The organism is Arthrobacter tecti, assembly GCF_054511355.1.
Window position 1 is genome coordinate 120,910 of sequence record NZ_JBTNCT010000002.1, and the last position, 13,737, is coordinate 134,646.

Here is a 13,737-nt window from a genome sequence, read left to right on the forward strand (position 1 = left end):
ATACACACGCGGGTATTAGCCATGATGCAGGAGATAAAGGTAGAGCACGCCGGCTATGGACAGCGTCCAACTCGCTAAGCTGCCCACGAGGAATTCCTCAGCTTTCGAGCCGGAGCCGCGGTCCTCCGAGATCTCAGGGAACCGAACCAGTCCTTTTGCTGCGGACAGCGACACCTCCTGCACGCGGCTATAAGGCGCTGCGGGTTGCCCCCTACCGGTTCGGATGGATACGTACGCTCCTGAACTCGACAGCTTGCAGACCTGAGTAGTTCTTATTTAGACCCAGGTAGCCTCCCCGATATTCGGTGTCTGAACTGGTTTTCAGGCTTGTCGCGTCTCCGATGCGCTCCATCGATACGCCGGTGGGTGCGACGCCGACGCGTAGGGGAACCCATTCGCCAGCAACCGGCGCGGTGGTGAGGGCCGACGCGATTGCATTGCCTGCGCTGCCTTCTTCGTCAGGTGACGGATCACGGCGAAATAGCTCGAGTTGACCGTTAGCGCGGAGAGAAAGGTGGTAACCGCCGACGGGTCCTGGAACGTTCCCACGATACGGATAGTCGTCCGCTAAGCCGAATACGAAGCCGGCGCTCGCGTAGCGTGTGGGCAGTTCTGTTGGCCAGCGCAGTTCAAGTTCAATGAAGTATTCGTCGAGTTCAACGGGTGAGACGGATCCGAGCATGTAGCCCGAACTTGCCTCGTTGTCGAGAATCACTGATGTGTTCGCAACGTCGAATCGCGGCTGGTAGTCCCAGGCATGGATCCAGGGCAGGTCGCCGGGAGCTCTGATGCCGGTGGCGAACGAGTCGGACATTGCTGGTGGGCTGGTCTCCATGACGTACGGATAGTTGGAGCACATGAGACCTTTGACGCCGAGGCGCCTGACTTTGTCTCTCATCCATCGGGTATGTATTTCCCAGCAGATCACTGGCTTGTCGTAGCTGACGAGCTTCTGGATGTCCTCGTCGGTCGCCCCGTGATAGATGCCCAGTAGGTCGTAGCGAGGTGCGTACTTTTCAAAGGAGCCGTGATCGTCCTCAAGGAAGTAACCCCACGTCCGGTATCCCCTCTCGACTGCCATCTCATATTGGGATGCGGCCGCGGTTTGCTTCCATACGAAGTGTTCTGTCGAGTCGGGGTAGCTGTCCATGAGGTCGAGGAGCGCCGCTGTGTTGCTTCCCTGCTTGTCTTCAATGAAGATCACGTATTTGCTGGCGAACGCGTCCAGTACGTCCTTCAGTAGAGGGATCGGCTGCGGTCTGCAGTTTTGGCCGATCCACTCGGTGGCATCGTTCCACAGTAGTTTTATGCGCGAGTAGTCTTGCTCTGCGATTTCAAGGCTGACGCCGGTCATGCGCTCGGTGTTCTTGTCGTGATGACATACCAGAACCCCGTCTCTGGTGGAGCAGACCGATACCTCGATCGCTTGCGCTCCTGCGAGTATTGCCTGCCTATAGGCTTCCATGGTGTGTTCGGGCCAGTTATCGCCTGACCCGCGGTGAGCGATGGCGAAGCTGTCCTGCGCGATCAGTGCGGAGACTGTGAATATTGCGCCGCCGACAACTGGTGGGGTTGTTGTAGATCCGTCCTTCGTCTCGATGGCAGGTCCAGGCGGTGCGCAGCCGGCAATGAGCAAACTTGCGCCCGACACGGTGAGGAATCGGCGGCGGGAGAGCTGCACTTGTAGCGATCTGTTGACGATCGGTTGATGGGTCATTTCTTCACCTCAGGGAAGGGTTCGTTGCTGAGGTCGCCGGGCGCGGCTCTGCTTGCAGCACTGACTCGTACCATTGGTCCACCAGCGAAGGCAGTCGGTTGCGGGACCATCGCGTTGTGGGCGCGGGGCGTGGAAGCGTGATGGTTCGTTGCAGTTCATTGGCCAGAGTCTGTACGCAGGAGCGGGTTGGAGCAACAGCGTGGCTGGTGGAAATCGCTAATTCGGGGGGTCCTCCCACATTCAGGCAGACCACTGGCAGGCCTGCTGCAGCCGCTTCGGCAACGGCCCAAGGCGCGGAGTCATGCATGGATGGGAAAAGCATTGCGTCCGCTCCTGCCATTTCAGCCAGGACCTTTTCGCGGGCAAGCTGTCCGCGGAGGATCACCCTGTGTTCCAGGCCCAGCCGTCGAACGTGGCGTTGCAACCAGTCCTCATCGGAGCCGCTGCCGATGAAGTGCAGTTCCCAGTTGTCCATTCCGTCCAGGTCCATAGCCGCAAGTGCAAGACGGGTTCCTTTCCAAGACACTAGGCGTCCGACGAAGAGCGCCCTGCGCCGACCGCCGGGAGTACTTACCCCCGGGCATGTGGGAAGGGCGCCGGGACCCAGTGCGGCGTTGGGTTCGACGATTATGGGTGCGCTACCCTCGAAGCGTTTTTTGACGTCGCTGTTCAAGGCGAGTATCAACGCGGCCCGGCTCGCTGTCCGGCGAGTCGTCATCGCTCGCAACGCTGAGGTGCAGGCAGTCCGGATTAATTCGGCGGCCACGCCTTGAGGGCCGAGCCACGGATAAAGCGCGTGTGGGGTTCGCGTGGATCCGCCTACCGGGCCCCAAATGAAGGGAATGCCCGGAATGGCTCCGGCCATGCCGCAGGGCATCCAGTCAGAAGCGAAGGTGACGTGGTGGACTAGGTCGAACTGAAGGTCTTCGGCCAGCTCCCGGGCCTTGGACTTCGCGAGTGCCTGCCACGCGGGGTAGTACCAGTACGTATCAGCATGTCGTCGCTTGAGCGCAAGCAAAACGTCTGGAAGATCCAGATATATGACATGCATGTACCGGCTCAGCGCCGGGTTGGACCGGAGTTCCGCGGCGATTGCACCAGCGAACCGCCGTCTCGTTAGAACCCAGACTTCGTAATTCTGCGCTGCGGCCGCGGAGAACATCCAGCCTGCCCCTGGTTCCGAGCCGTCACCTGGGCCGCACGCGTAGGCGCTGATCAGGACCCGCTTGCGTCCACTGTCAGTCATCCTTACTCCTTTGACTCTTCATGTCCGTGCGTCACTGGGTGGTTGCCGCACGGAAGTTGGAGACGAAGGCAGTTACGGGTGCATTCGTCGCTGACCCTGAAAGTTGGCTGCGGATGCCCACAGAACCTGGGGCCTGCAATCCTGGGGTGGAATCGTTGGCACTGACCTGCCACCCGGTGGGTTCAGCTGAAGCCGCGTTCCACACTTTGGCGCGGGTTGTGGTCGTACTAGTACCAAAGACTTCCACCCGTATGCTGAGAGGTGATCCTGCAACATGGGTGAGGCCGGGAATGAGTGTCTCTGGGGTTAGGTAGACCTCGGTTCCGTTGGGCGCGGACCGAGTAATGGCCAGGTAGAGCCGACCGGACGAGATGTACCGCAGCTTCGCGCGGTATTGGCCTCCTCCGTCGACCGACCGTCCGATGGCGGTGAAGTAGATTCCACCGCCTGTCGCAGGCTTGTCCATCACAACATCGAAGGTGAGATCGGTGTTGGCGGACAGCACGGAGTTAAGCGTGGCCATGGGTGCGTTGCCCGGGTTCAACATGATCCACTGCCCTTGGCCGCCGCTCACAGCGTGACGCACTCCGGATCCGGCGATGGACCAGGCGCCGCCGAGGTCGGCTGTACCGAGGCCTCCAGTTACAGTCCGGTTGAAGTCGTCGCTGGCGAAGACAGTTCCGGGCGGGATGGTTTGGACGACCGTCACGGTTTGCGCGGTCGAATGCTGGGCTCCGCGGTTGTCTGTAACCAACAAGGTCACCGCGTATTCGCCTGAGGAAGCGTAAGTATGCGCTTGCACCTGGTTTGTTGCGGTTGCACCGTCACCGAAGTCCCATTCCCACGCGACCACTGAACCGTCGTCGGTTGAAGATGACGCGTCGAAGGTGCACTCCAACTCCGTACAATCCGCAGTGAACGCCGCTACAGGCGGTTCATTGGGCGTGACTGTGACGGAGACTGCTTGGTTTGACGCCCCCGTGGCTCCTTCGTTGTCGGCGACCGTCAGCGTTGCCTGGTAGGTTCCGGTGACGGCGTAGCTGTGCTGCACAGCCGGACCGTCCGCGGTCGTACCGTCGCCGAAGTTCCAGCTTTGGGCGACAACGGATCCGTCAGGATCGCTGGACTGTGCGCTGTCGAACTGGCAGCTACCCTCTGTGCACTGAACGGTGAATTGAGCGGTCGGAGCGAGGTTTGCTTCCTCCACTGCTACCTTTGTTGTTCTCGTTGCCGAGGCGCCTCGGTCGTCTGTCGTGGTCAGTCGGACATCATAGGTTCCTTCAGCGGTGAAAGTATGGGAAGCAGTTTCTCCTTGTGTTGTTCCGCCGTCGCCGAAGTCCCACGTCCATCCGGTGACCTCGCCGTCAGTATCAGTGGACGCGGATGCGTCGAAGACGCATTCGAGGAGGTCACAGTCGGCGGTGAACTCTGCGGTGGGGAGTTCGTTGCCGATAGCGACGTTGTAGTGGTAGGCGACGTCGCTCGCGGTGAGGCGTCCGGGATAGACGGCTACCTCGTCGATGTTGCCGACCATCGCGGCGCTTGAGGGCTGGTTGGGCCATCCGTTGAGATTGTCCGCACCGATCCGCCAGAACCCGTTGTAAACCTGGGCGGCGTTGACGTTCCGCACCCCTTGGCTGACACCATCGACGAAGAACTCCATGGTGCCCGGTTGGAGAGTCGCCACAAGGTGATGCCATTGGCCGTCGTTGAGGGGGGCCTGGCTTGTAACGATCTGCGCGGACCCGGTCCAAATCCCGAAATTGACTCGCCCATCACCCCGCATGTAAATGTGCCGGTCGTAGCTGCTGCTGGTGTTGTTTTGGCTCTGACCAAAGCCAAAAATTCTACCCCCGTTGCCTGTTGTTGTTTTGATCCACATCTCGCTGCTGAAAGTTTGTGGGTTGCTGGCTGCGACACTTGTTGTGATCTTGCTGGTTGAATTGTTCAACCGCGCCGATGGCGAGCCGGAAAGCGCCCCGGATGTGCCGAGGGAGACGTTGTTGTATGTGCCGGTATTGGGGCCGGCGCTGTCCTGTGCTGTTGATCCGCTGCCCTCGTCGAGCCGCCACTGGTTTGCCGCCCCGTCGGCGCGAACCGTGTCCGGGTAGCTCAGCGCCTGAGACGCGACGGTGATGTAGTTCGTGAAGAACGAAGTCTCCGTCGACTGACCGTCGGTTGCTTCTACCCGATACGCGACCTGGGCGCCGGGTGTCAGCCCGCTGTCTTCGATCGTGATGCTGGGCTGTGCCCAGAACCTTGAACGGATCTCAGCTGAGTAGATCGGCGCTACTTGATTGTGACGGTAAACGGTGTAGGTGAGGTTTTCGTCGTCAGCGTCGAGCGTAGTTTTGAACGTTACTTTCACTGTGCCGGGGCGGCTGCTGGACGCCGAGGGTGTAAGCGGCCTATCTGGCGGTGTCTGCGGACCAGGCCCGAACTTGGCAACGCCTTGCTGGCCGTCGCTGTTCACTGTTGTGAAGTCGCCGCCCACCCAAAGGTGTGTGCCGTCGGTAGCCATGGCAAGCGGACCTACACGGGTGGTACCGGCACCGTTGGTATTCGGGTACCAGCCCTGCACTTCTCCGGTATCCGTGCGTTGTGCCAGCAGCATGCGTGCACGTCCCTCGGGAAAACCGCCCTCTGAACTGCAGCTGTGGGCATGTGACCCCTTGTAGAGCCAACTGCCGACCAGCGCGATGGATTCGGTTGCGCCGAGGCAGGTGTTTCGCCACAACAGGGCACCAGTCGCGATATCAGCGGCGAACGTCCCGTCGAAGCAGCCCCCGCCATCGCCTGCCGCAGCCACATAGATGGCGCTACCATCATTGATGATCTCGCGCGCCCTCGACGTACAGGAGGACGTAGGATTCGGAATGGCCGAGGCAGCAGGAAACGGCATCAGTGCGCCCATGTTGGAGTCCACGAGGCCGATCGCCCATCGGTTGACCCCGCCGAGCTGGCTGAATCCGCCGCCCACGTAGACCTTGCTGCCGTCGGGCGCCACCTCGACTGCCGATATGTCGCCGTTAGCCCAGGGATTCCAGGGCAGCAAGCTGCCGTTGGACGCCGCGACGGCGGCGAGGCGAAGACGCGCTTCGCCGTTAACCTCACCGAACGAACCTCCGAAATAGACGCTTCCCCCGGCTGCGGAGATAGCAGTCACGCGATAGGAAACGTTCGGCCGAAAACTGCCGTCGACCGCCAAGGTATTGGTATTGATTGCCGCCAGTCTGCGGTGGGTGCTGCCACCCATCACCGTGAAGTCACCACCGACGTAGACCCGGCTACCATCTTCAGATGCTTCCAGCGCCCATACCCGTCCATTTGGTCCCGGGTTGAATGACGTCACCAGGGCACCCGTCTCCGCGTTGAAAGCGGCAAGGTAGTTTCGCGCTACTTCCGAGGTGCCAGGTGCCGCACCGGGCGGCCGCACGCTCGTAAATTCACCGCCAACGAAAATCATCCCGTTGGCATAGGCCAGAGTCCTTACTGTGTTGTTGGTTTGCCACATCGGTGTATCAGTGGCCGAGAGGGAGGTTTGCCTCGCTTGCGCCGGCACAGAAAGACCTACGATGATCAGCAGCACTACTGCAGCCACCGTCACTAATTTGTTAAGCAGGTACTTCATGGCTGTGTCCATTTCTATGATCAATCCGCTGAGGCGCTGCGGTGTGGAAGCGGCTGGCCGCGCTGATGCTGACGGCAAGCACAATGAGGAGGGTTAATGAGGAAAGGTCGCTCAGACCGCTTTCGTTGATCGAGGCGATCAGGACGTAAGTGATGAGGAACAGGGACGCTGCTCGAGCCAGGACATCAGGGGTCCGCACGGTATAGATGACTGCTGCCAAGAGTGCCAGTGCAATCAGCGTCACTCCTACAACGCCGGTTTCCCAGTAGGTGCTGATCCAACTGTTGTCGATCGGCACACTGGCGATGTCACCTTCGCCGCGGCGTAACACGATGCGTTTATGACCCAGTCCGTGTCCGAAGAGCCAGACTCCGCTCTCCAGATCCCGGCTAAGGATGAAGTCCCAGACGGATGTCCGCCCGCTGAGCTTGCCGATCATCTCGATGTCCTGCTCACGCATCGCCCAGTCGAGGACCGGGCCCGCGAAAGGCAGTGCTCCGGCAACGGTGGCACCTAAGGAGAGGAGGCCGCGCTTGCCGAGTCTGCTCCGGCTCGAGAGTGCGAAAGCGACGGCGAGGCCCAGTATCAGGGCCAGCGCGGCGGTCCGGGTCCGGCTCAGGAGGATAAGTGCTATTCCAGCAGAGAGAGCAGGTAGCAGGAGCGTGACCGACACTCTTCGATCGGCCCACAATATGACGGCGAGGCCAGCCAGAATTGCCCCCGCCTCACCCACCCGTGGAGGCATCATCGGAAGATAAGCGCCCATCAGACGGCCGCCCGCACCGAAAGGTTCCCCGTCCAGCCAGGCTTGAGAGGGCGATAACACTAATCCCAAAACCACAGTGCCGGCGAGAACGGCGAAGGCGAGCATCCCAGCTCGGATCAGCATGGCGGGACGACCGCGCACCAGGGTCCAGATCATCACTACGAGCAGGAGCGCGAGTGAGAATCGCATGCTGCGCAGGGCACCTTCTATGGGGTTCGCCTGGGCCATCGCGATCAGGACAAGGTACGCACCGTAGGCGCCGAAGAAGAGCAGTGGAACCGGGATGCGCAGGCTGGATCGTGGTGGGATTGCGAGCAGGACAATGAGCGCCCACGTCACTAAGGTGATCCCTTTGAGAGCGGCGCTTGTGTCCACGGTGCTGAGTGGGTCCTCCCTCATCCACGGCTGCACATTCAGAATCAGTACCAGCCAGGTGAGAAAGACAAAGGCCGGTGCAAAGATCGATTCGCGGGCGTGCTGGTGCTGCATCACTTCACCAGCGATCGGGTAGTCCGGGAGGTGCCGGTTTCAGGCTCAGATTGCCTGGACGTCGGTCCGTTCATGGCGTCGTGACGCTGGCTACGCTGCGGCTTGCGGTCGAGCACGCCGTTGCGCCGGCGTTGGTGGAGCCATCGATGAAGTCGTCCGGCCTCCTGCAGAAGGATGACTGCGACCACCGGGAGGCCGGCTGCGCGAAAGAGCTCTACCGCGTCGCTGAGGTGGTGAACGTTGTCCACGCCTTTTCGCACGACGACAACGACGGGACCACTGACGCGCGGCGGCAACGAGAAGGACGGCTCTTTCTTGCTCATCACCGCCCCCGGCGCGAGGATCAAGGCGTCGTAGTTCTCTCGTGGGGAACCTGCCGCGAGCACCAGGTCTGGCTTCTGACCAATATCGGCTGCTATGTTGACGACAGCCGCGCCGTGAAGCTGTGCAAGAGGCACCAACGATGGCCGTCCGGGAAGTTCAGCATGCTGAAGTTGACCGCTTACCGTGGGGCTTAGAGAGACCAATGCGACCGCATTGTTCAGACCGCGCATACCCTCCGCCATCTGTGCGGTCACCATCCCGTAGTTATCCCCGTCGGAGAGCGCGACGAGGATCAGCTTTTGTGAATCGACGTCGTTATCTATTGCCGCGCGCTGCACGGATCTCACCATGAGCTGCATCGGTACTGCGTTCGAGGACTTGTGCTTTTGAACGAACACCGTCGAAATACCTGTGGTTCTTTCCACGTCTGAAGGGTCCGTTACCTTGTCGCTGATCTGCCGCAGCAATGCCGCTCCGGCAAGGCCTGCGATAAGTCCGCCTACGGTTCCCAGCAAGGCAAACTCAATGATCGAGAGCGAAGGAGACGCGTCCTGTGCCGTCGCCGGGCGGAGCAGGCCACCGCCTCCTTCGAAACCTTCTGCTGCCGACTCCAACGCAGCAGCAGCCGCGTTGGCCGTCCCCGCGGCGCGCTCCAATTCCTGTCTCCGGGTGAGCAATACTGAGGCGTAGGAGGTGTTGTCGGTGCCCAGCGCCTCATCGATAGGTTTATCCAGGGCGACGGCTGCCTGCAGGTTGTCTTCGGCCAGACTTCGCGCCTGGTCTGCGAGGCCGAGGAGCTCGGTTCGTCCGCGCTCTGCCCGGTACTGCAGGAAAGCTTCGGCGGTTGCGTTCGCGTTTGCAGCCGCGATATCGGCACTTGCTCCACCCGCCACGACCGCGAAAGAATTATCTGTGGTCGGAGTTGCCTTTGTACTCGCAGCAAGTGCAGCCGCGTCCTCGGCGTCCAGCCCGAGTGCATCGGCGGCCTGCGCCGAGATTGCCGGACTGGAAATGATCCTCGCCTGTGTTTCAGCGGGCAGTTCCAGTCCTAGAGGTCCTGCCTTCTCAACGGCCGGGACCGTCCCTATCTCGGTAGGCAGCGAATAGTTGCCAGTGACAACCTCTGCTCGCGCTGAATAGATGACCGGGTTCGCCGCGCCATAGACCACGCCGGCTCCGAAACCGCAGAGGAATAGGAAGACAATAATTCGCCAACGCGATGCGATGAGGTTTTTCAGGCTCCCCCAGATCGACCAATTTTCAGGCATGTCATTCATCCCCTTCCGGGATGTGCAGGTGTCAAATCACGAGTGGTTTGCGCCGTTCCCAGGTAAGCCGTTGTGTCAGTAGCGGAAGCAATGGTTCTATGGTGTGGGCCGGTTCGGTGATAGGTCACGAGCCAAGTAATGAGGTTGATTCCGGCAGCCAGGGCAAGCGCCCACGCTGCACCATAGACTCCGCCGAGGGCAGCACCGCAGGTCACCGCCACAACCACCTGTGATGAGGTGCCTATCCGGGTCCACATGCTGCGCCGCGCTGCTCCCATTGCGCGCAGAGCTGCGACCGCTCCGGTGCTGAGACCGTTGAATACCTGGACCAGCACTGCAGGCAAGACGAGAACTGCTGCCGTCATCCAGCCTGCGCCGACCAACGCGACTCCCCAGGCATCAGGGCTGAAGAGCACCACCAGCCCCCAGCCTGCGGCTCCGGAGGCGATGATCGCTGAGACCCGGAGTGCCATCCGAGTAAGCGCTCCGCGTCCCTGGACGAGCGCACGCCCGCACTCCGCCACGCTGATGGCACCGAGCCCCTGAACCAGTACGTTAACCGGCCCCAGCAGAACCATGACCAGTTTCAGCTGCCCGACGCCGGCCAGGCCCGCGAATATTCCGATGATAAACATGGTCATTTGCTGCGATCCGTTGATGGCGATGCCTTCGCAGATGTACCTCGGCCACAGACTCCGATTGTGGGCGAGCCATCGAACTGACTGGTGAGGCTTGGGCCACTGTCGGCATTGAAGGATGCCGACAAGACCGGCAACCGTGCCGGCTAGTCCCCACACCAACATGAACGCCGCAACATCGTTTGAGCCGGCCGCGAGAAGGAAGAGGAAACCGGGGATCGTGAGCAGCGCCCAAACGAGGTCATTCGCGAACGCTTTCCTTCCTTCAGCAATGGTGAAGAACATCAAACGAAAGCTGTCTTGAAGCAACAAACCTGGAAGAATCAGACCGAGTACGAGCAGCAGGTCCGCGTGTGGCAACCGGAGGACGAGTGCGGCTCCTATCAGGGCAAACCCGAGCAGGAGCCCTGTTGCCAGTGCAATGCCGCTGCACGCTGACATGGCCCGGTAACCATCGTCACGCCGTCGTGAGTACCGGACGGCGAATGGTTCTGTGCTCAGCGCCCGTGACGCGGCTAGAAACAGGCAGTATGCCGAGAATGCGAGAGCGTAGGCGCCGAAGTCAACAATTCCCACTGACTTGGCAATCATGATTCCTGCGAAGAAGTTAGTGAGGCTGCTCAGTGCCTGATCACCGATACCCCAGCTCAATCGTGTGCGTAGGCCTGTCGTCTGGGTCACGGTCTGACCACCCGTACAGGTCGTCGAACCACAGAGATGATGAACCAGGGAATGTTTCTGAGGTAGCGCCGCCAGAGCCGACGCGGTTCCTTGGCGAGCCGGTAACTCCACTCGAGGCCTGTTCGCTGCATCCAGCGCGGCGCCCTGCCGATCACGCCTGCGTGCATATCGAAGGCACCACCGACACCGATCAGCATTGGCGCTTCGAGACGCGGACGGTAGACACCCATCCAACGTTCCTGCTTCGGTGCGCCGAGCCCCACCCAAACGATGTCCGCACCACTGGCGTTAATCCGATCGACCATGTCTGTATCTTCCTCGGGGGTCAGCGGACGGAACGGAGGAATGAAAGACCCAGCGATCTTGAGGTTCGGCTTGCGTTCACGGAGGCGTTGGAGCAGTGACGCGTTGACCTCATCTGTCCCACCCACGAAGTAGGAGGACCAGCCTCGCTCCGCGGCCAAATCAAGCAGCGCGGGCATCAAATCAGGCCCGCAAACTCTGCTCATTGACCGCGCTCCTGCAACGCGGCCGGCCCAGACCAGTGGAACTCCGTCAGGTACGGTCAGAGTCGAGGAGTTGAAGACCTCACGCAGCCCGGCATCAGCGCTTGCACACAGCACCGCGTTGACATCGCTCACGCACACGTAGCCTGGGCGACGTGCATCGATGCTGGCACCGATGACATTAAGGGCTTCAGGGAAGTCCACCGCGCTGACATGGACGCCAAGTACGTCGATCCTCGTCCGGTTCACGGAGTGCACAGTCATCTTCTACCCCTGAGCCTCTGCCGCCGCGAGCCGGGGTACGGGCGCATCGTGGAATGCCTCCAGCGTTCGCCGAAGGAAGGAACTGGACGTCGTCACGGTGTACGGGAAGTAGACAACACTGACACCGACTTCGGCGAACCGTCTCTCCAGATCCAGTCCGCGTTGTGTGCCGCGCCAGTCATCGCCTTTGAAAAAAACGGTGAAATGAAGGTCTTGCCAAGTGCGCAACTTGTCCAGATGCGTTTCGGCTACAGCGCGGTCAACGATGCGGAGCCCGCGGACAATCTCAAGCCTCTCGGCTAGTGGGACAACAGGCAACCTTCCTTTGGTCTGTTCAAGAACCTCATCCGCAACTACCCCCGCGATGAGGTAGTCACAGTGTTCCCTGGCGTTGCGCAACAGATTGAGGTGCCCGACATGAAAGAGGTCGAAGGCGCCTGCGGCATAGCCGATTCTCGTTCTCATCAGTAGGCTCCCACTGGTTTCAGGAGGACCTTCAGAGTCCTCCACATGATCATGAGGTCACCGGTCACCGACCAGTTCTCCACGTAGTACAGGTCCAAACGCACACTTTCATCCCAGTCAAGGTCGGATCTGCCACTGACCTGCCAAAGACCGGTCAGCCCGGGCTTGATGAATAAACGGCGGTGGATGTGGCCTTCGTACCCGGACACTTCCACGGGCAACGGTGGGCGAGGGCCCACCAGTGACATATCACCGCGCAATACGTTGTACAGCTGGGGCAGCTCGTCCAAGGAATATTTGCGGAGCCACCGTCCGACGCGCGTGATGCGTGGGTCCTCCCGCATCTTAAAGAGGAGCCCATTGGCCTCATTGGAGTTCCGCAGCTGTTCGAGTTCCGCTTCGGCGCTCATCACCATAGAACGGAACTTGAACATGGTGAATCTGGTGCCCTCCCTGCCGATTCTGTCCTGGTGGAAGAACACTGGGCCGTCGCTGTCGTGTCTGATGATTGATGCCAAAAGGAGGAACAGCGGCGATAGCAGCATGAGTGCCACAGAGGATGCCAGCACGTCGATGGACCGTTTGAGCACATGCTTGCCGCCGGTGAATTGTGGCAATTCGACGTGCATGAGCGGCAATCCATCGACCGGGCGCATTTGGATGCGGGGGCCGGCCACGTTGGTCAGTGACGATGCGAGCACCAGTTCGGTGGAGGTGCGCTCCAGGCGCCAACCGAGTTCACGGATGTAGCGTCCGCCCTTGTGCAGGTGACCGGCGACGATGACGGCATCGGCGCAGTACTCTTTCACGGCAGTCTCTACATTGCAGAGCCCCGCCACGGTGGGCACCAACCTTTGCCCGACCTGGACCATTTGAGTGAGTGCCTTTTTCTTTCCCTCAAGCACAGCGCCGACCACCTCGTAGGCGGGCCCGGCTTTTCTCAGTTGGCTGATGACATATTGGACGTCGCTGCGCTTGCCGACAACGAGCACCCGTGAGAGGTAGAAGCCACGCTCCCGCTGGTGTCCCAGCCACCTTCGCCATACCCACCGGCTTCCCACCAGCCCGATGACGCCAGCGGGAAGGGTAATCAGAAGGTATCCGCCCAGGCCCTCGGTTCCGATCACGACGACGACGACGGCGAGCCATCCGAAGGTTGCGGCACTTGCCTGCACTACCCGTTTGTATTCCAGAGCACCGAGACCGAACACACGCGGATCTCTAGTACGGAACAGGCAGAGCATGAGTAACCAAGCAACCAGTACACCGGAAGCTATTCCAATGGCTTGGCTGCCGGTCGACCCGATGACCAGAAGCTGGTCAGCGCTGAGCTGCAAGCTCACCCCACTGCTTACAAGCACCGTTGCCAGGACGATGATGGAGTCGGAGATCCGCAACGAGATCTGGTACCTGCGCCGCCACGGCAATCCGGAAACCGCTTCCGAGGCGGACCTGGAGAAAAGAGAGCCAACGTTGACAATCCTCAATGTCTGCTGTCGAGCGATACTCACAGGTTCACGCCCTTTTCGTTGGATGTTAGGGTGCATGAACTGTGGAAGTAGAAGGGGCCGACGACGGCTGGGGTCGAGCCTTGGTCTCGAAAGGCTCTCTCATCGCCGGCCCCGCTCAGGAGGGAACGTCCAGGTCGTGCGGTCACACCCGGATGTGTCACCGCTGACTGGAGCGTCTCCCATGGAATGCGGCGTTTCGGCTGAACCGTCAACACTCCTTTTGTGATGGGC

9 protein-coding genes are annotated in these 13,737 nt (G+C 60.6%); all 9 read right to left on the bottom strand.

The window, feature by feature from the left end:
- Window positions 1-211: 211 nt before the first annotated feature.
- The 9 genes from ACX80C_RS02985 to ACX80C_RS03025 are packed head-to-tail and all read right to left on the bottom strand — an operon-like array spanning window position 212 to window position 13,506.
- Window positions 212-1,717 carry a glycerophosphodiester phosphodiesterase gene (locus ACX80C_RS02985; RefSeq protein ID WP_459324746.1) on the bottom strand — a complete coding sequence of 502 codons (1,506 nt, stop codon included), beginning with the start codon at window positions 1,715-1,717 and terminating at the stop codon, window positions 212-214.
- Window positions 1,718-1,721: 4 nt separating this feature from the next.
- Window positions 1,722-2,963, bottom strand: coding sequence for a glycosyltransferase family 4 protein (locus tag ACX80C_RS02990; protein ID WP_459324747.1), 1,242 nt, complete (start codon window positions 2,961-2,963; stop codon window positions 1,722-1,724).
- Between the two features lie 31 nt (window positions 2,964-2,994).
- On the bottom strand, window positions 2,995-6,594 hold the full coding sequence (locus tag ACX80C_RS02995; protein WP_459324748.1) for a PKD domain-containing protein: 3,600 nt from the start codon (window positions 6,592-6,594) through the stop codon (window positions 2,995-2,997).
- A complete protein-coding gene (locus ACX80C_RS03000; RefSeq protein WP_459325086.1) occupies window positions 6,578-7,849 on the bottom strand; it encodes an O-antigen ligase family protein in 1,272 nt (423 codons plus the stop codon). Before ACX80C_RS03000 ends, ACX80C_RS02995 begins: the two co-directional genes overlap by 17 nt.
- Entirely contained in the window at window positions 7,849-9,441 is a 1,593-nt protein-coding gene (locus tag ACX80C_RS03005; protein WP_459324750.1) for a hypothetical protein, read from the bottom strand. The genes ACX80C_RS03000 and ACX80C_RS03005 overlap by 1 nt, the downstream gene beginning before the upstream one ends.
- Window positions 9,442-9,446: 5 nt before the next feature.
- Window positions 9,447-10,760 (bottom strand): hypothetical protein, encoded by a 1,314-nt coding sequence (locus ACX80C_RS03010; protein ID WP_459324751.1) that lies wholly within the window; start codon window positions 10,758-10,760, stop codon window positions 9,447-9,449.
- Window positions 10,757-11,530 carry a WecB/TagA/CpsF family glycosyltransferase gene (locus tag ACX80C_RS03015; protein WP_459324752.1) on the bottom strand — a complete coding sequence of 258 codons (774 nt, stop codon included), beginning with the start codon at window positions 11,528-11,530 and terminating at the stop codon, window positions 10,757-10,759. The genes ACX80C_RS03010 and ACX80C_RS03015 overlap by 4 nt, the downstream gene beginning before the upstream one ends.
- A 3-nt stretch (window positions 11,531-11,533) precedes the next feature.
- Window positions 11,534-11,995 carry an adenylyltransferase/cytidyltransferase family protein gene (locus ACX80C_RS03020; RefSeq protein WP_459324753.1) on the bottom strand — a complete coding sequence of 154 codons (462 nt, stop codon included), beginning with the start codon at window positions 11,993-11,995 and terminating at the stop codon, window positions 11,534-11,536.
- Window positions 11,995-13,506 (bottom strand): sugar transferase, encoded by a 1,512-nt coding sequence (locus ACX80C_RS03025; RefSeq protein WP_459324754.1) that lies wholly within the window; start codon window positions 13,504-13,506, stop codon window positions 11,995-11,997. The genes ACX80C_RS03020 and ACX80C_RS03025 overlap by 1 nt, the downstream gene beginning before the upstream one ends.
- Window positions 13,507-13,737 lie beyond the last annotated feature (231 nt).

Bases quoted from the DNA above. Each gene is read 5' to 3' on its own strand.
- ACX80C_RS02985 (WP_459324746.1), bottom strand. From the start codon at position 1,717: ATGACCCATCAACCGATCGTCAACAGATCGCTACAAGTGCAGCTCTCC.
- ACX80C_RS02990 (WP_459324747.1), bottom strand. From the start codon at position 2,963: ATGACTGACAGTGGACGCAAGCGGGTCCTGATCAGCGCCTACGCGTGC.
- ACX80C_RS02995 (WP_459324748.1), bottom strand. From the start codon at position 6,594: ATGAAGTACCTGCTTAACAAATTAGTGACGGTGGCTGCAGTAGTGCTG.
- ACX80C_RS03000 (WP_459325086.1), bottom strand. From the start codon at position 7,849: ATGCAGCACCAGCACGCCCGCGAATCGATCTTTGCACCGGCCTTTGTC.
- ACX80C_RS03005 (WP_459324750.1), bottom strand. From the start codon at position 9,441: ATGCCTGAAAATTGGTCGATCTGGGGGAGCCTGAAAAACCTCATCGCA.
- ACX80C_RS03015 (WP_459324752.1), bottom strand. From the start codon at position 11,530: ATGACTGTGCACTCCGTGAACCGGACGAGGATCGACGTACTTGGCGTC.
- ACX80C_RS03020 (WP_459324753.1), bottom strand. From the start codon at position 11,995: ATGAGAACGAGAATCGGCTATGCCGCAGGCGCCTTCGACCTCTTTCAT.